The organism is Streptomyces sp. A0958, from assembly GCF_004795035.1.
Classification (GTDB): Bacteria; Actinomycetota; Actinomycetes; order Streptomycetales; family Streptomycetaceae; genus Streptomyces.
The window spans coordinates 20404-38102 of the sequence record NZ_SSBK01000038.1; the positions used below are offsets into that span (position 1 = coordinate 20404).

Consider the following 17699-nt stretch of genomic DNA (forward strand, 5'->3'; position numbering starts at 1 on the left):
CCGGACGCGGTGCGCTGCCTCGTCGCCAACGGTGTGAAGTGGACGGCCGGGCCGGTCGATTTCCCGTACCGGCGGGCGGTCTACGACTTCTTCCGCCGCCGGCGGTCCTGCGATTACGTGCGTGAGCTGTACGAGTGCCTGCGACGTCCGGCCGGGGAGCGCGCAGGCGAAAGCGTTGGCCCGTCACGGAGTCCGGATCGAGGTCGTGCGCCGATCCGGCGGACAACGCGGATTCGTCGTACTGGGCGCGCAGGTGAGGGGTGGAGCGAGTGCCGAGCCGGCTCTCCCGCTCGCACCACCTCAACCGCGACCGCGAACGCCGCACCGAGGGCGCCTGACGCCGCGGACGGTGACGCACCGGCCCCCGACACCGCACGGGGACGCTGCCGATCCCGCGGATACCACGTGACCGGCGTCCCCGACCCTCTGGCTCTGCCGGCCACCGCGCCGGCCGCGCCGCTCAGTCCTGCCCGTCGCCCTCCTCGAAGAGGCGCACCGTGCCGAGGATCTTGCGGATGGTGGCGTCGGGCACCTCGTCGGGCACGCCGTGCGCGCCGACGTAGGTCCACGACACGAACTTGCCCTCCGCGTTCTTGAAGGCGAACGTCACCGCCTTGCCGTCGGTGTCGCACTTGTCCTTCTTCGGCGTCCCGGACGAGGTGACGGTCACGAGGCTGCCCTCGACTCCGCTCTTCGTCCGGAACGGCTCGGGTTCACCGATCGTCAGGCGAGAGCGGTCGGGCTGGGTGTAGAGGCCGTAGACCCAGTTCTGCGCGGTGTCCTTCGCGGCTTCGTCGGCGCTCTTCGAGCTCTGTTCCCCGGTGGTTCCCGCCGAGGCGAGCGGGAAGTCCTCCTCGGTGCCGTCCTTGTCACTGTCGGACGTGCACCACCTCTCCTTGAGGACCGCCGGCGCCATCATCGCGACCAGCGGCTTCTCCGCGGGGTCGTCGTCCTCCGCGACGTAGCTCACCCAGTCCGCGGACTGCCGGGCCCAGGGGGCGGGCACGTCGAAGGTGATGCCGCGCTTGGCGTTGACCACCGTCTGCCAGCCGGGGACGAGGGGGCCCGAGCCGCCCTCGGCCGCGGGCCGGGCCGGGCCGTGCGGGCTCGCCGAGCCCGTCGGTGCCGGCTGCGGGCCCGCCTCGTCGTTCCCGTCGTCGTGGAGCACCCGGAAACCGATCACCCCGCACGCCACGACGACGGCCAGGGAAGCGGCCACGACGGCGACCGTGGTCCGGTTGCGGGGGCGGCGGGGCGGCTCGGGAGCGTTCACGCCGAGCGTGGGAGCGGCGTGCCAGTCGGGGCTGCCCCGGCCGGGCTGTGCGGGGGCCGAACTGTGCTGTCCGCCTTGCTGGTTCGGCTGGTCGGGGGGTGACTGCTGTCCTTGCCACATGGGGGACGAGCCTAATGGGCCCCGCTCGGGCTGGACGGGCCAGGGAGGGTTCAGTGACGGTTCAGGAGAGGCACCGGAGGTCGGCCCGGACGGGCCGGCGGGGAGGTGTGACCGCCGGTGCCTTCCCTGTCCATGACCGGCCCGGCCGGCCGGGCGCGTGGGGCCCGGGGTGAGCGGGACCCTCGGCCGACCGGACCGGAGTCGGGAGAAACTTAACAGTGCTGCAATGTTTTGCGTAAGTCCTTGCAGGAAGGAATCTGCGGTATTTCGCGGATGTGAGCAGGTGATGTCCAAAGGGTTGACCGGAACCTGGCGGACTCGTACGGTCTCCCCGCAGCAAGCTTTGCAGTCTTGCAGCAAGAACCTTCAGGGGCCTTGAGGGCAGGGCGCGTTGCCGTATGAGGCCGAACCGTCACCCGCATTTCCCCCACAGCAGGAGGAAACATGGCCAGCAGACCCTTGTCTGCCGCGCTCGCTCTGATCGCGGGAGCCGCCGCCCTCGTGGTCCCCGCCACGACGGCCGAGGCTTCCGCCCCGGGTACCAAGGACGTCACCGCCGTCCTCTTCGAGTGGAGGTTCGACTCCGTCGCCAAGGCGTGCACCGACACCCTCGGCCCGGCCGGATACGGCTTCGTCCAGGTCTCGCCGCCGCAGGAGCACATCCAGGGCGGCCAGTGGTGGACCTCGTACCAGCCGGTCAGCTACAAGATCGCCGGACGGCTCGGCGACCGGAACTCGTTCGCCAACATGGTGAACACCTGCCACAGCGCGGGCGTCAAGGTCGTGGCCGACTCGGTCATCAACCACATGTCGTCGGGCTCGGGCACCGGTACGGGCGGTTCCTCGTACACGAAGTACAACTACCCCGGTCTGTACTCCTCGTACGACATGGACGACTGCACCTCCGAGATCACCAACTACGGGGACCGGTACAACGTCCAGCACTGCGAGCTCGTCGGGCTGGCCGACCTGGACACCGGTGAGGAGTACGTCCGCGGCAGGATCGCCGGCTACCTCAACGACCTGCTCTCCCTCGGCGTCGACGGATTCCGCGTCGACGCGGCCAAGCACATGGCCGCCGCGGACCTGGCCGACATCAAGTCCCGGCTGAGCAACCCGAACGCCTACTGGAAGCAGGAGGCGATCTACGGCGCCGGCGAGGCCGTCTCGCCCGACGAGTACGCCGGCACCGGAGACGTCCAGGAGTTCCGCTACGCCCGCAGCCTCAAGCAGGTCCTCAACAACGAGAAGCTCGCCAACCTGAAGAACTTCGGTGAGGGCTGGGGCTTCATGTCGTCCTCGCAGGCCGCGGTCTTCGTCGACAACCACGACACCGAGCGCAACGGCGAGACGCTGAACTACAAGGACGGCGCCAACTACACGCTCGCCAGCGTGTTCATGCTGGCCTGGCCCTACGGCTCGCCCGACGTCCACTCCGGCTACGAGTGGTCCGACAAGGACGCGGGCCCGCCCAACGGCGGTACGGTGAACGCCTGCTACAGCGACGGCTGGAAGTGCCAGCACGCCTGGCGAGAGATCTCCTCCATGGTCGGCTTCCGCAACGCCGCGCGCGGCGAGTCCGTCACCGACTGGTGGGACAACGGCGGCAACCAGATCGCCTTCGGCCGCGGCTCCAAGGCGTACGTCGCGATCAACCACGAGGGCTCCTCGCTGACGCGTACGTTCCAGTCCTCGCTGCCCGCCGGCGACTACTGCGACGTCCAGTCCGGCAACGGCGTCACGGTCAACGGCTCCGGCCAGTTCACCGCCACCCTGGGCGCCAACACCGCCCTGGCCCTGCACACCGGCGCCCGCACCTGCGGTGGCGGCACGACCGGCCCGACCGACCCGACCGGCCCCGGTACGGGCACCTCCGGCGCCTCCTTCGGCGTCAACGCCACCACCCAGCTCGGCCAGAACATCTACGTCACCGGCAACCAGTCCGCCCTCGGCAACTGGAACCCCGGCAGCGCGCTGAAGCTCGACCCGGCGACGTACCCGGTCTGGAAGCTCGACGTGAGCATGCCCGCAGGCACCTCGTTCGAGTACAAGTACATCCGCAAGGACGCGAGCGGCAACGTCACCTGGGAGAGCGGCGCGAACCGCACGGCCACGGTGCCGTCCTCCGGGAAGGTCACGCTGAACTCGGACGTCTGGCGCGGCTGATCCTCCCGCCCCCCACCCGCCGGGCGGGCCGTCCCCCAGCGGCCCGCCCGGCCCCCGCACACCCCGTACCCCTCCGAGGAGATTCCGAGTGAAACGTCCGTCTCCGCGCGTGCCCGCACGCAGAACGGCGACCGCCGTCGTCGCGGCAGCCCTGTGCGCGGCCCTCGTGCCCGCGCTGCCCGCCGCCGCGGCCCGGCCGCCCGCCGCGCCCTCGGACGCCGAGCTGGCCGCCCAGCCCGCCCGGCACGACCTGACCCGCGAGCAGTTCTACTTCGTCATGCCCGACCGGTTCGCCAACGGCGACATGCGCAACGACCGCGGCGGGCTGACCGGCTCCCGGCTGGAGACCGGGTACGACCCCACCGACAAGGGGTTCTACCAGGGCGGCGACCTCAAGGGGCTGACCAGCAGACTCGACTACATCAAGGGGCTCGGCACCACCGCCATCTGGCTCGCGCCGATCTTCGAGAACCGGCCCGTCCAGGGCACCGGCGGGGACGCCTCGGCCGGCTACCACGGCTACTGGATCACCGACTTCACCCAGGTCGACCCGCACTTCGGCACCAACGCCGACCTGACGAAGCTGATCGACAAGGCCCACCGCAAGGGCATGAAGGTCTTCTTCGACGTCATCACCAACCACACCGCCGACACCGTCGACTACGCCGAGAAGACCTACGGCTACAGGTCCAAGGGCGCCTACCCCTACCTCGACCGCGACGGCCGCCCCTTCGACGACAGCGCGGGCATGGCGGAGGTGGACGCCGACTCCTTCCCGTACAAGCCGGTGACCAGCGGCGGGAAGACGCCGTCCTGGCTCAACGACCCGACGATGTACCACAACCGCGGTGACTCGACCTATGCCGGCGAGTCCACCACGTACGGCGACTTCTCCGGTCTGGACGACCTGTGGACCGAGCGGCCCGAGGTCGTCTCCGGCATGGAGAAGATCTACGAGAAGTGGGTCCGCGACTTCGATATCGACGGGTTCCGGATCGACACCGTCAAACACGTCGACATGGACTTCTGGACCCAGTGGGCGACCGCGCTCGACGCCTACGCGGCCAAGCACGGGCGCAAGGACTTCTTCATGTTCGGCGAGGTCTACTCCGCCGACACCGCCGTCACCTCGCCCTACGTCACCCAGGGCCGGCTGGACGCCACGCTCGACTTCCCGTTCCAGGAGGCGGCCCGCCAGTACGCCTCGCAGGGCGCCCCGGCATCCAAGCTCGCCGCCGTCTTCGGCGACGACTACCGGTACACCACCGACAAGGCCAACGCCTACGAGCAGGTGACCTTCCTCGGCAACCACGACATGGGCCGCATCGGTACCTTCCTCAAGCAGGACAACCCGAAGGCCGGTGACGCCGAACTCGTCAAGCGCGCCGAACTCGCCAACGAGCTGATGTTCCTCAGCCGCGGCAACCCCGTCGTCTACTACGGCGACGAGCAGGGCTTCACGGGCGACGGCGGCGACAAGGACGCCCGCCAGACGATGTTCGCCTCGAAGACCGCCGACTACCTGGACGACGACGAGCTGGGCACCGACCGCACGCACGCCTCCGACGCGTACGACGTGAAGCACCCGCTCTACCGCAACATCGCCGCCCTCTCCGAGCTGACCCGGAACAACCCGGCGCTGCGCGACGGCGTCCAGACCGAGCGGTACGCCGAGGGTTCCCTCTACGCCTTCTCCCGCACGGACCCCGAGCGCCCCAACGAGTACGTCGTCGCCACCAACAACGGCACGAAGGCGAAGACCGTCGAGCTGCCCACCGAGTCCGCCCGGGTGGACTTCCGCACCCTGTACGGCGGTTCCGGCACGGTCCGCAGCGGCGCCGACACGAAGATCAAGGTCACCGTCCCCGCCCTGTCGAGCATCGTGCTCCGCGCCGCGAAGCCCCTGGGCGCCCCCGCCGCGAAACCCGAGGTCTCCCTGAAGGCACCGGCCGCCGGCGCCACCGGCACCGTCGAGCTGACCGCCGACGTGTCCGGCGGCTCCCTCAACCGCGTCGTCTTCGCCGCCCAGACCGGCAACGGCAAGTGGACCACCCTCGGCACCGCCGACCACGCCCCGTACAAGGTCACCCAGACGCTCAGCGACAAGACGGCCGCCGGAACGCCGCTGCGTTACAAGGCCGTGGTGGTCGACCGCACCGGCCGCACCGCGAGCGCGCTCGCCTCGTCCACCGCCGGACAGGCACCCGCCCCCGCCAAGCCCGTCGCCGTCGAGCGCGACTACGCCGTCGTCCACTACAAGAGGGCCGACGGCGACTACGACGGATGGCAGATCAAGTCCGGCGAGGCCACCGCGGACTTCACCGGGCGGGACGCCTACGGCGCGTTCGCCTGGATCAAGGTGCCCGAGGACGCCGCCACCGTCCCGTACACCGTCGAGAAGTCCGGCACGGTCGACGGGCCCGAGCGCACCGTCGACCTCGCGAGGACCGGCCAGGTCTGGATCGAGCAGGGCGAGCACGGCCAGGCCGATACCGCCCCCGACGGTGCCTACCCCGCCCAGGACACCGGTAAGGCCGTCCTGCACTACTACCGGGCCGACGGCGACTACGACGGCTGGGGGCTGCACACCTGGACCGGCGCGAAGGAGCCCACCGACTGGGCCAAGCCGCTCCAGCCGGTGAAGAAGGACGCGTCCGGGCTCACCTTCGAGGTCCCGCTCACCGACGGGGCCACCTCGCTCAGCTACATCCTGCACCGGGGCGACGAGAAGGACCTGCCCAGCGACCAGTCGCTCGACATCGCGAGCTACGGCCACGAGGTGTGGCTGCTCGGCGGCGCGGCCGGCTACCTCCTCCCGCAGGCCGGCGGCGTCCCCACGCCCGACCTCACCAAGGCCGAGGCGCAGTGGATCGACGCCGACACCGTCGTCTGGAAGGTGAAGGCCACCGAGGCCACCAGCCAGCAGCTCGTCTACGCCGAAAAGGGCGGCATCTCCGTCGTGGACGGGGCCCTGAGCGACGAGGGCCGGTGGCTGCGGCTCACCCCCTCGGCGCTGAGTGACGCCCAGAAGGCGAAGTACCCGCACCTCAAGGGCTACCCCGCCTTCACCGTCGATGCCCGCGACCGGGACCGTGTCCGCGAGGCCCTGCGCGGCCAGCTGATCGCCACCCAGCGCGCCGCCAACGGCGCCCTGCTCGCCGCGACCGGGGTGCAGAGCGCCGGTGTGCTCGACGCCCTGTACGGGTCGAAGGCGAAGGACGCCTCGCTCGGCCCGGTCTTCCGCAACGGCACCCCCACGCTGTCCGTGTGGGCGCCCACCGCCCGTACCGTCTCGCTCGACCTCGACGGCAAGTCCGTCGCCATGCGGCGCGACGACCGCACCGGCGTCTGGTCCGTCACCGGCAACAAGAGCTGGAACGGCAAGCCCTACCGGTACGTCGTGGACGTCTGGGCGCCCACCGTCCACAAGCTCGTCACCAACAAGGTCACCGACCCCTACTCCACCGCCCTGACCACCGACTCCGCCCGCAGCCTCGTCGTGGACCTGGAGGACCGGAAGCTCGCCCCCAAGGGCTGGGACACGCTGCGCAAGCCGGCCGCCGTGCCGCTGCGCGACGCACAGATCCAGGAGCTCCAGATCCGCGACTTCTCCATCGCGGACCCCACCTCCAAGCACCCCGGCCAGTACCTCGCGTTCACCGACACCCGCTCCGACGGGATGAAGCACCTGGAACAGCTCGCCGACGCCGGCACCAGCTACGTCCACCTGCTGCCCGCCTTCGACATCGGCACCATCCCCGAGAGGAAGAAGGACCGGGCCGAGCCCGCCTGCGAGCTGTCCGTCTACGCCCCCGACTCCGCCGAACAGCAGGCCTGCGTGGCGAAGGCCGCCGCGAAGGACGCCTACAACTGGGGCTACGACCCGCTGCACTACACCGTCCCCGAGGGCAGCTACGCCTCCGACCCGAACGGCACCAAGCGCACGGTCGAGTTCCGGCAGATGGTGCAGGGGATCAACGGCGCCGGGCTGCGGACCGTCATGGACGTCGTCTACAACCACACCGTCGCCTCCGGCCAGGACGACAAGTCCGTACTCGACCGGATCGTGCCCGGCTACTACCAGCGGCTCCTCGACGACGGCACCGTCGCCACCTCCACCTGCTGCGCCGACACCGCCCCCGAGAACACCATGATGGGCAAGCTCGTCGTGGACTCGGTGGTCACCTGGGCCAAGGAGTACAAGGTCGACGGCTTCCGCTTCGACCTCATGGGCCATCACCCCAAGGCCAACATCCTGGCCGTCCGCAAGGCCCTCGACGCACTGACCCCCGCCAAGGACGGCGTCGACGGCAAGAAGATCATCCTGTACGGGGAGGGCTGGAACTTCGGTGAGATCGCCGACGACGCCCGCTTCGTCCAGGCCACCCAGAAGAACATGGCCGGCACCGGCATCGCCACCTTCTCCGACCGGGCCCGCGACGCCGTGCGCGGCGGCTCCCCGTTCGACGAGGACCCCGGCGTGCAGGGCTTCGCCACCGGCCTCTACACCGACCCTAACCCCTCCGCCGCCAACGGCACGAAGGCCGAGCAGAAGGCCCGCCTGCTGCACTACCAGGACCTGATCAAGGTCGGCCTCACCGGCAACCTCGCCGACTACACCTTCACCGACACCTCCGGCGCCGCGGTCAAGGGCTCGGGCGTCGACTACAACGGAGCCCCGGCCGGATACGCCGCGGTCCCCGGTGACGCACTGGCCTACGCCGACGCCCACGACAACGAGACCCTGTACGACGCGCTCGCCTTCAAGCTCCCGTCCGGCACCTCGGCGGCCGACCGGGCCCGCATGCAGGTCCTGGCCATGGCGACGGCCACCCTCTCGCAGGGACCGGCGCTCTCCCAGGCCGGCACCGACCTGCTGCGCTCCAAGTCGCTGGACCGCAACTCCTTCGACAGCGGCGACTGGTTCAACGCCCTGCACTGGGACTGCCGGGCCGGCAACGGCTTCGGCCGCGGACTGCCGCCCGCCGCTGACAACGAGGCGAAGTGGCCGTACGCCGAGCCGCTGCTCACCAACGCGAAGGTCAGCCCCGGCTGCGCACAGATCAACGGCGCCTCGGCCGCGTACCGTGACCTGCTCACGATCCGCACCACGGAGAACGACTTCGACCTGACCTCCACCGCACAGGTGCAGTCCCGGCTCTCCTTCCCGCTCTCCGGCAGGAACGAGACCCCGGGCGTGATCACCATGCGGCTCGGCAAGCTCGTCGTCGTCCTCAACGCCGCCCCCGGCACCACCACCCAGAAGGTCACCGCGCTCGCCGGCAAGAACTACGCCCTGCACCCCGTCCAGGCGAAGGGCGCGGATTCTACCGTCAAGCGGTCCACGTACGAGCGGAGTTCGGGCAGCTTCACCGTTCCGGGACGCACGGTGGCGGTGTTCACCCTGCGCTGACCCTCACGGGACTACCGTATGGGCAGCCGCCCGGGGGTGCCGCACCACCGCACCCCCGGGCACGCCTCCCACTCCACCCGGCCGGTCCCGGCCCCCTCCGCGCGCACCGGCGTCGTTCACCGCCGGGCCGCGCGGGTGCGGGAGCCGGGGCCGGCCGCTCCACCTGTGCAGCGACGGTGACGATGGTCAGCAACATCCCCGAGGAGACCACCAGCTTTGTCGGGCGGAAGGCCGAGCTGGCCGGGCTCGAACACGCCCTCGCCACCGGCCGGCTGACCACGCTCACCGGCACCGGCGGCGTCGGCAAGACCCGGCTCGCCCTGCGCGCAGCCCGCCGCGCCGAACCGGGCTTCCGCGACGGCGTGTGGTGGGCCGACCTCGCCCCGCTGCACGACGACGAACTGCTCCTGGCCACCGTCTCCGACGCGGTCGGCCTCAGCGACCACACCCTGCGCATGCCCATCGAAGTGCTGTGCGAATGGCTCGCCGACAAACAGCTCCTGCTCGTCCTGGACTCCTGCGAACACCTGCGCCCCGCCTGCGCCCACCTCCTGGGCGAGATCCTCACCACCTCCCCGGGCCTCACCGTCCTCGCCACCAGCCGCCGGCCCCTGGACCTGCGGGGCGAGCAACTGGTCGAGGTGGAGCCGCTGCCCGTCGACGGCGCCGCGCTCACCCTCTTCCGGGAACGGGCCGAAGCCGCCGCAACCGCCACCTCCTTCGAGGAACCCGGCACCGCCGAGGCCGCCGCCGAGATCTGCCGCCGCCTCGAAGGCATCCCGCTCGCCATCGAACTCGCCGCCGCCGGCGTCGGCCGGCAGACCGTCCAGGAGATCGCCCAGCGGCTCGGCTCCCGCCTCGACGTGTTCGCCCACGCCACGCTCCGCCCGGTCCGCCACCGCACCCTGCGCACCACCATCGGCTGGTCCCACGAACTGTGCACCCCCCTCGAACGGCTCCTGTGGGCCCGGCTGACCGTGCTGCGCGGCGACTTCGACGCGGACACCGCCGCCACCGTGTGTGCCGGAGGCCCCCTCACCGCCGACGGCGTCCGTACGGCGCTGAGCGGCCTCGTCGCCCAGTCCGTCGTCGCCCGCGACGGGGACCGCCACCGCATGCTCGACACGCTGCGCGAGTACGGCCGGATGTGGCTCGCCGAACTCGGCGAGGAACGTGCCGCCGCCGACCGGCACGCCGCCTGCTTCCTGGACCTCGCCCGCAACGCCCACGCCGGCTGGACCGGCGACGACCAGATCCTCTGGTACCACCGCATCGCCGAGGCGCACGCCGACCTGTGCGCCGCCCTCGACCACCTCCTCGCCCACGACCCCGCCGGCGCCCAGGAGATGGCCGGCCGCATCGGCTTCTTCTGGTGCTGCTGCGGCCACCTGCCGCAGACCCGCGGCTACGCCCAGCGTGCCCTGGACGCCGGACCGGTCAGCGGCCCCCACCGCACCCGCGCCCTGTGGGTGCTCGGCATGTGCGTCCTGCTCCAGGGCGACTACCCGGCCGCCGAGCGCATCGGCGAGGAATGCGTCCGCGCGGCCGCCGCCGACAGGACCGCCGAGGGCGTCCTCGCCGCCGCCTACCTGCGCGGCCTCACCCACCTGATGACCGGCGAACCCGAGAAGGGGCTGCGCGAGTCCGAGCGGGTGCTGCGCACCACCGGGACCGCCACCCCGCTCGAATCGGCCTACCGGCTGCGCTGCCACCTGATCACCGTCTTCGCCCTCACCGGACTCGGCCGGCTGGAGGAGGCGGCAGCCGCGGCGGTCGTCCTGCGCGCAGCCTGCGAGGCCCAGGACGAGTGCTGGACCCGCAGCTACGCCGACTACCAACTCGCCCTGATCGCCCTGCTCCAGGGCCGCGCCGCACCGGCCGCCGCGCACGCCCGGGCCATGCTCACCGGCAAGCACCGGCTCCGCGACCGCTTCGGGATCGCGCTCGGCCTGGACATCCTGGCCGCCGCCATCGCCGCCCAGGGCGAGGGGGCCAGGGCCGCCCGCGTCTACGGCACCGGGCAGGTCTACTGGCGGATGGTCGGCCACCCGCAGCGCGGCACCCCGGAACTGGGCCCGGTGCGCGAGGCGTGCGAGCGGCGGGCCCGGGAGGCCGTCGGTGACGCCGCCTACCGGCGCGCCTTCGAACAGGGCCGGTCGGACAGCGCGGAAGCGGGCCTGGCCCTCGCGCTCCACGGTGAACTGCTCACATAGTGAATCCCTGTTGTGCGCGCGGGCGGTGCCGGGGAAGGCTGGGCGGCGTCCCTCAGCCGCCCGCCCCGACCGGGAGCCCGCCTTGCCGCAGATCACCGTCGACTACTCCGCCGAGCTGGCCGACACCTTCGACCGCCCCGCCTTCGCCCTCGCCCTGCACCCGCTGGTCGCCGAAGCCGTCAACACCAGGATCGCCGCCTGCAAGACCCGCTTCCGGCGGGCCGAGGAGACGGTGGTGGCGGACGGGCCGGACGGGGACGCGCTCGTGCACGTGGACATCTCGCTGCTGCCCGGCCGCACTCCGGAGACCAAGGCCCGGCTCACCCGATCCGTCCTGGAACTGCTGACCGGCCACCTCCGCACGGCCACCGGCCCGACCCTGCACCTCTCGGTCGAGGCCCGCGACCTCGACCCCTCCTACCACAAGGGCTGACCCGCTACCGCGACCGCTGCGGCGGCACGGCCGGCGTGACGGGCCCCAGCGAGGAGAGCCGCGTCAGCAGGTCTCCGAACGGCCCGTCCGCCGGCTCCTGCGCCAGGACCTTCAGGACGATCCCCGCCATCTCCTCGTCGTACGCGGCACTCACGGCGGCCAGCGCCGCGAAGTCGTGCACCAGCTGCAACTCCAGCTCGGCCCGGGGCACGCGCCGCCCGTCCAGCCAGAGCAGCGCCGTCGACTCGGCGAGCGAGACCCAGGAGCGTACGACCAACTCCAGCCGGGCCGCAGGCTCCGCGACGTCCAGATGGGCCAGGATCTGCGCGCAGGCCGCCTGGCGCACCCCGTCGATCATCGCGTTCGCCGTGGAGGAGCCCACGGCCGGGCCGCCCCGCATCAGCGCGGCGAACCCGGGCCCGTGCTCGTCCACGAAGTCGAAGAACCGGCCCATCACCCGCAGCAGCCGTGCGCCCAGGGGCCCTTCGCGCGGCTCCAGGAACCGGGTCGCCAGCTCGTCGGCCGCCCGCCGCAACGCGGCCTCGTACAGGCTCTGTTTGCCCGGGAAGTAGTGGTAGACCAGCGGCCGTGAGATCCCGGCGGCCGCGGCGATCTCGTCGATCGACACCTCGTCCGGCGAGCGGCGGCCGAACAACTCCAGCGCGACACCGATCAGCTGCTGTCTGCGCTCCTCGACGCCCATCCTGCGCCGCATCCCGGTCGTCATACCCCCCAGCGTACCGACCGGTGGGTCCGGCGCGGCTACAGGTCCAGCACCAGCCGTCCGCCCCGGCACCTGGAGACGCAGATCAGCATGGAATCGTCCCGCTCCGCGTCCGTCAGCACGTCGTCTCGGTGCTCGACCTCGCCCTCCAGGACGCGCTGTTGGCATGTGCCGCAGAAACCCTGTTCGCAGGAGTACGAGACGTGCGGCAGTTCGGCGCGCACGGCGGCCAGCACCGACTGGTCCGCCGCGACCGGGACCGTACGCCCCGAGCGGCGCAGCTCCACCTCGAAGGGGACCGCACCGGCCGGGTCCGGCCCCGCCGCGGAGAAACGCTCCAGGTGCAGGGTGCAGCCGGGCGGGAGCGCGGCGGCGACCGCGTCCATCAGGGGCTCCGGGCCGCAGCAGTGGACCGCCGTGCCCCCGGCCGCGTCCGCGAGGGCGGCGGCGATGTCCGGGTGGCCCGCCTCGTCCTGCGGGACGACCGTGACCCGGCCGAAGTCGGCGCCCAGCTTCTCGATCTCGTCCAGGAACGGCATCGTGGCCCGGCTGCGACCTCCGTACAGCAGCCGCCAGTCGGCGCCCTCGGCGGCGAGCCGGCGCAGCATCGGCAGGAGCGGGGTGATGCCGATGCCACCGGCGATCAGGACGTGGGCGGGGGCGTCGGTGAGCGGGAAGCGGTTGCGCGGACCGCGCACCTCGACCTCCATGCCCTCGCGGAGGGCGGTGTGCACCTCGCGGGAGCCGCCGCGCCCGTCCTCGACCAGGCGGGCCGCCACGGTGTAGGCGCCTGTGTCGGCCGGGTCGCCGCACAGCGAGTACTGCCGGACCAGACCGGAGGGCAGCACCAGGTCCAGATGGGCCCCGGGCTCCCAGGGCGGCAGCTCGGTTCCCTCCAGGCGGAGTCGGACGACACCGTCGGCGGGGCTGGTCCGCTCGGTGATCAGCAGCCGCCGGCCGGTGGTGGAACGGCGCTGTGAGCGGCCGGATATGGGCTCGTCCAGTGCGGGCAGCGGCCACAGCGGGGACTTCTCTATGCGCCGGCGCATCGCCCGCCTGGTGAGCAGCGCGGCTGCGGCCACCACGGCGACGGTACGCAGACGGGGCGGGGGGAGGGGCAGGGAACGCGGCATGGTCAGCGGGCTTCCGGCGTACGGGCCTCGGCCGCGACGGCGGCGGGCGAGCGGGTGAGATAGTCGACGGCCTGCGCCGTGCTGCACTCCTGCGAGGGGTGGTACGAACGGCTCAGATAGCGCGGGATGGAACGCAGCATCGACGGGGTGCTGGGCAGGGTGCCGTGCCGGCCGCTGCGGTAGAACTGCCCGAAGGACGCCTTGCCGGCCGGCAGGCTCGGGTCGTTCTCCATGAAGAACCGGGTGCCGCGCTGCCAGAGGAAGGCCAGCGCGGAGAACGCCGTCGCCCAGGTCCGCACCCGCCGCCGGTATCCGCCGTCGATGTGCATGAACACGTCGAAGGCGACCGAGCGGTGCTCGACCTCCTCGGCGCCGTGCCAGCGCAGCAGGTCCAGCATGGTGGGGTCCGCCCCGCGCCGGTCCAGCTCGTCGGCGTTGAGTATCCAGTCGCCGAGGAACGCGGTGTAGTGCTCTATCGCCGCTATCGTCGCCACCCGCTCCCTCAGCCACCAGGCGCGCGCCCGGCCCGGCGGCAGGGTCCGGTCACCGAGGAGCTTCTCGAAGAGCCAGTCGACCTGGGCGGTGTACGGCGTCGGGTCGAGCCCCAGCTCCTTGAGGTGCGGGAGCACGTCGTCGTGGGCCTGGGAATGCATAGCCTCCTGGCCGATGAAGCCGATGACGTCCCTGCGCAGCTCCTCGTCATGGATGTACGGGAGCACCTGGCGGTAGACGTGGATGAACCAGCGTTCCCCGGCCGGGAGCAGGAGGTGGAGCACGTTGATGGTGTGCGTGGTGAACGGGTCGCCCGGCACCCAGTGCAGGGGAGTCCGGTCCCAGGCGAAGCTGACCCGCCGGGCCTTGAGCGGGGTCCGCTCCGACGCGACCGCCGCTGGTTGCATGTTAGACATATTGTCAATGTACTGATGGGTAAGTCGGGGGAACAGGGCCGTGCGGCGAATTCCTGAGCCCGCTCCCACTCTTCGGGCGGCAGTTCAGCGCAGCGCGCCGACCCGGCTGCCGTCCTTCAGCCGCCCGTCCAGCCGTGCCCGGTCGCCCGCCGCGGCGGGCACCGCGAGCAGCCGCCCCCGGGCGCTGCCCGTCACCCCGCCCGACGTGGACAGCGACGCGAACTGCTCGCTGCCCGCCGCCAGTACGTACCACCGGCCGCCCGGCGACTTCCACAGCACGCCCGCCAGCACCCGGGGCGTGCGCGCCCCGCACTCCGGCGAGTCCTCGGCACGCGCCGCCACCGCGCCGGGCGGCCCGCTCCCCGGCCCCCGGGCGGCCGGCGCCTGGAACTGGGCGATGACCCGGCTCCCGCCGCCCCGCCAGGTCTCCGCCCTGGTGCACAGCCACTGGGCCTCGCCGCCGCCCTCGGGCAGCGGCTGGCGCGCGTACGCCCAGGAGTTCACCGACCGCACGCCGTGCGCCCGGACCGCCGGCAGCAGGCAAGCGGTCCGGGCCCAGCTCTCCCGCTCCGCCCGCCCGGTGACGTCGTGCGGTGTGCCGGGGGCGCCCGAGGTGAGCCGGGCCGGGGCGAGTTCGCCCAGGTCGGTCAGGAGCCGCACCGCCGTGCCCCCGGTCAGCTCGACCGCCTCCCAGGACCGGCAGTCGGTGTCCGCAGCGGGGTCGGCCAGCGGTGCGGTCACCCCGTCGGGGGAGCGGGGCAGCGGGCGCGGTGCCCGGTCCGGCGCGAGCAGGTCCCGTACCCGTACGCCCCGCACCCACGGCGCCGTCAGATAGCGGACCCCGTCCTCGGCGCGGGCCACCACCAGCGCGCCCGACGACGCCCCGTCCGCCCCGTCCACCCGGGCGAAGTCGAGCGCGGAGCCCCGGGACGGGTCGGCGTTGCGCGGCTCGGCGTACCGCACGACGCGCAGCCCGTCGTAGAACAGCACCACCGCCGAGGCGCCCACCTCTCCCGCGTACAGCAACTGCGGCGCACCCATCGGCGGGCCCACGGGCGTGCCCGGCGTCTTCGACGTCCGCACCCCGGCGCCCGGCCGTGCCCACACCGCGAGCGCCCGCCGCAGCAGCCGGGTGTCCTGCGTGCGGTCGCCGCGCGTGGGCCAGGCGGTGAAGTCGGTACGCGGCGAACGCGGCCAGTACGTCGCCGGCACCCGGTGCAACGCCCCCGGGTCCAGGGCCGCTTCGGCCGCCGGATTGCGCGCGTACAGCGGCGCGGACAGCGCCCCGCGCCCCCAGCCGCCGCCGGGCAGCGCGAGCAGCGCCCCGCACACCAGCAGCGCGGCGACGGCCGCGAGCACCGTCCGGGCCCGCCTGCGCCGGCGCGGCAGATCCGGCGGTCGGGCCTGGAGCGAGCACGGGTCGAACTCCGGCGACGCCAGCAGCGCGTACCCGGCGCCGACCCCGTCCGCCTCCATCAGAGCCGCGTGCGGATCGGCCACCCCGGCGGCGGCCAGCTCCCGCCGCACCTCTCCGTCCGCCAGCCCCTCCAACCCGCGCAGCACGAACGCGGCACGCGCCGGCCCGCCGACCGCCGACAGCCGCTGCTCCAGGGCGAGTTCGCCTGCTCCGCCCGGATGCGGCAGCAGGCGCAGGCCCCAGGCGGAGGGCAGGACGGGCGGCAGCAGGGCGCGGCGCGGCCGGAACCACGGACGCGACGACGAGGGCCCTGCCGCCAGCGCCCGGCGCAGCACCTGGCGCCGCACGTACGCGTATCCGGGGTCGTCGCAGCCCTGGGTCCGGCCGGGGCGGCGGGGGAGCGGGACGGCGCGGGCCGCGGCGCCGGCCCGGTGTGCCGCCTGGAGGGACCGCTGGGCCAGGGCGTGGGCGGCGAGGACGCGCCGGCCGCGGTTCGGTGAGGGCGGCAGGACGAGGTAGCCGATCCGCACCAGGCGCGGGTAGTGCTCGACGAGCGCGGCCTCGGCCTGTTCCGCGTCGACCGGGGCTGCGGCGGTGGACGGTAGCTCTGACGGTGGGCGCACGTTCAGCTGAACGAGCGAATGGTGCGATGGTCACCCCGGGGCGCGCGGGCCGGATGCCGGAGGCAGGTGTCAGGCGAACCGCGCCAGCGGGCCGTCCACCGGTGCGTCGGTCATCCGGTTGGCCAAGGTCGACAGGGTGTAGGCGCTGATGCCGAGGACCACCTCCAGCGCGTTGCGTGAGGTGTAGCCGTGCTCCATGAACGACCGGAGCGCGTCGTCGCCGACGGCCCCGCTCGTCGCGAGGGCGTCCAGGATGAACTGCCGTAGCGCTTCCAGCCGTTCATCCGGGAGCGGGGCACCCTCGCGCAGGGCGGCGAGGAGCGCGGGATCGGCGTCCAGGGAGGTGAGTATCCCGGTGTGCATCGCCACGCAGACGTGGCAGCCGTTCCGGGTGGCCATCGTCATGCTCAGGACCTCACGGGAGAGCCGGTCCAGGGTGGTGGCCTCGAAGAGGGCGTTCATCTTCAGAAAGCCGCCCAGCACCTCCGGAGAGGTGGCCATCCGGGCGGCGGCGGACGGCAGGAAGCCCTGTTTCTTGGCGATGGCCGCCAGCGCGGGGCGGGCGGCGGCGGGTGCGGATTCGATGGTGTGGTCGGGGAAGACGGTCGCGGACATGGCTGACCCCTCGCGGTAAACTCGACAACGTGATTGACGAAAACGTAAACCAGGTTGTCGAGTTTCGCAATGGCTGAGCGCGCAGACGGGCGCCCCGCCGAGCCGGGCGCGGGCTTCGAGCTGCCCCTGCTCCTGTTCGCCGGGTTCCGGACGGTCATCGACGGCCTCCACCGCGACCTCGCCGAGCAGGGCCACCCCGACATGCGGCCCGCGTACGGCTACGCCCTCCAGGCGGTGGGCGTCGAGGGGGCGACCGCCAGTGAGATCGGCCGCCGGCTCGGCGTCTCCAAGCAGGCCGCCGGGAAGACCGTGGAGAAGCTCGAAGGCCTCGGGTACGTGGAGCGCGCCGACGACCCGAACGACGGGCGCCGCAAGCTGGTCCGGCTGACCGCGCGGGGGACCGACGTACTGGTCAGGTCCGCCGAGGGCTTCGACCGGCTGCGGGCCGAGTGGGTCCGCGTGCTCGGGGCCGAGCGGGTCCGCGCCCTGGAGGACGACCTGCGCACGATGGCCCCCGGCGGCGCCTTCCGGCTCGATGTGGCGTCCTGGTTCAACGGCTGAGGTCGGTCCTGGCGGCTTGGACTTTGCTCACGAGGGACAGGACCCCACCGCCGGGCCACCGGCCTGGCAGCAGCGGGAGGCCACCGCCTTCACGCACTTC

Annotated in this window: 11 protein-coding genes; 5 read left to right on the forward strand and 6 right to left on the reverse strand. The window is 72.5% G+C overall.

Translation table 11 applies throughout. From position 1 onward, the window contains the following. Positions 1 to 460: 460 nt before the first annotated feature. Entirely contained in the window at positions 461 to 1393 is a 933-nt protein-coding gene (locus E6P78_RS27480) for a hypothetical protein (protein ID WP_240799389.1), read from the reverse strand. Positions 1394 to 1837: 444 nt separating this feature from the next. Between E6P78_RS27480 and E6P78_RS27485 the strand changes: the two genes are divergently transcribed. From E6P78_RS27485 to E6P78_RS27500, 4 genes are all read left to right on the forward strand, one after another. Next, entirely contained in the window at positions 1838 to 3559 is a 1722-nt protein-coding gene (locus E6P78_RS27485; RefSeq protein WP_136206348.1) for a carbohydrate-binding module family 20 domain-containing protein, read from the forward strand. Positions 3560 to 3647: 88 nt separating this feature from the next. Next, positions 3648 to 8972: a pullulanase-type alpha-1,6-glucosidase gene (gene pulA / locus E6P78_RS27490; protein ID WP_136206349.1), complete on the forward strand. Its 5325-nt coding sequence runs from the start codon at positions 3648 to 3650 to the stop codon at positions 8970 to 8972. 182 nt (positions 8973 to 9154) lie between these two features. Further along, positions 9155 to 11185 (forward strand): regulator, encoded by a 2031-nt coding sequence (locus tag E6P78_RS27495; RefSeq protein WP_136206350.1) that lies wholly within the window; start codon positions 9155 to 9157, stop codon positions 11183 to 11185. An 82-nt stretch (positions 11186 to 11267) separates the two neighbouring features. Next, complete coding sequence (locus E6P78_RS27500; protein ID WP_136206351.1) at positions 11268 to 11618, forward strand: 5-carboxymethyl-2-hydroxymuconate Delta-isomerase; 351 nt, start codon at positions 11268 to 11270, stop codon at positions 11616 to 11618. A 4-nt stretch (positions 11619 to 11622) separates the two neighbouring features. On the opposite strand, the gene E6P78_RS27505 is transcribed toward E6P78_RS27500, so the two are convergent. From E6P78_RS27505 to E6P78_RS27525, 5 genes are all read right to left on the reverse strand, one after another. Continuing rightward, positions 11623 to 12345, reverse strand: a complete 723-nt coding sequence (locus E6P78_RS27505; protein ID WP_168712717.1) for a TetR/AcrR family transcriptional regulator — start codon at positions 12343 to 12345, stop codon at positions 11623 to 11625. A 35-nt stretch (positions 12346 to 12380) separates the two neighbouring features. Then, entirely contained in the window at positions 12381 to 13475 is a 1095-nt protein-coding gene (locus E6P78_RS27510) for a PDR/VanB family oxidoreductase (protein ID WP_136206352.1), read from the reverse strand. Between the two features lie 2 nt (positions 13476 to 13477). Further along, a complete protein-coding gene (locus tag E6P78_RS27515) occupies positions 13478 to 14383 on the reverse strand; it encodes a metal-dependent hydrolase (protein ID WP_136206353.1) in 906 nt (301 codons plus the stop codon). An 84-nt stretch (positions 14384 to 14467) separates the two neighbouring features. After that, entirely contained in the window at positions 14468 to 16423 is a 1956-nt protein-coding gene (locus E6P78_RS27520) for a hypothetical protein (RefSeq protein ID WP_136206354.1), read from the reverse strand. 69 nt (positions 16424 to 16492) lie between these two features. Then, positions 16493 to 17038 (reverse strand): carboxymuconolactone decarboxylase family protein, encoded by a 546-nt coding sequence (locus E6P78_RS27525; protein ID WP_136206355.1) that lies wholly within the window; start codon positions 17036 to 17038, stop codon positions 16493 to 16495. Positions 17039 to 17107: 69 nt separating this feature from the next. Here E6P78_RS27525 and E6P78_RS27530 point away from each other — a divergent pair, with 69 nt between their 5' ends. Beyond that, positions 17108 to 17599, forward strand: coding sequence for a MarR family transcriptional regulator (locus E6P78_RS27530; protein WP_136206356.1), 492 nt, complete (start codon positions 17108 to 17110; stop codon positions 17597 to 17599). Positions 17600 to 17699: the final 100 nt, after the last annotated feature.